Here is a 694-nt window from a genome sequence, read left to right as displayed (position 1 = left end):
GTGTCGACCTCGATGTGCAGCGCCTCGCGGTTGAAGTCCTCGACCACGTTGAAGGTCCGGAAGCGGCGGCCACACGCCAGCGCGTCGGCCATGAAATCCGCTGACCAGACGGCATCGGGCAGCAGGGGAACGTAGAGCGGTACGCGTTCGCGCTTGGGCAGCCGCTGCTTGGCCTTGCGGCGCAGATTGAGCTTCATCGCCTTGTACACTCGGTAGATTCGCTTGTGGTTCCAGTCCGGACGCGCACGGCGCAGGACCTTGCAACACTTCCAAAAGCCGCGGCTCGGGCGATTCTCGACCACCTCGGCCAGGGCCGCGATGATCTCGGCATCCCGTACCGTCCAGTGCACCGGCGGCTGGTACCACGCTGCCCGCGACAACCCAACGCAATCACAGGACCGGCTCAGGGGCCGCGTGTGCACCTCGACCAGGTACCGCACGGCCTCGCGCTTCTGCTCCGGCCCTACAGTTTTTTTGCGATCAGATCCTTCATCGCGGCGTTGTCGAGCGCCAGCTCGGCGTACATCCGCTTGAGCCTGGCGTTCTCCGCTTCCAGGTCCTTGACACGCCGCAGCTCGGAGGCCTCCAGGCCGCCGTACTTCGACTTCCACTTGTAGTAGGTCGGAACGCTGATGCCGGCCTGCCGGCAGATGTCCTTGACCGGCACGCCGGCGTCGGCCTGCTTGAGGATCGA

The 694-nt window shown here is 65.3% G+C and carries 1 pseudogene; it reads right to left on the bottom strand.

The window, feature by feature from the left end:
• A pseudogene (locus EIM47_RS15620) lies at window positions 1-691 on the bottom strand (transposase); the annotation flags it as partial.
• Between the last annotated feature and the right edge of the window lie 3 nt (window positions 692-694).

This window comes from Pseudoxanthomonas sp. SGT-18 (assembly GCF_003931645.1).
GTDB lineage: Bacteria > Pseudomonadota > Gammaproteobacteria > Xanthomonadales > Xanthomonadaceae > Pseudoxanthomonas.
This window is presented reverse-complemented; position numbering and strand designations above follow the sequence as displayed.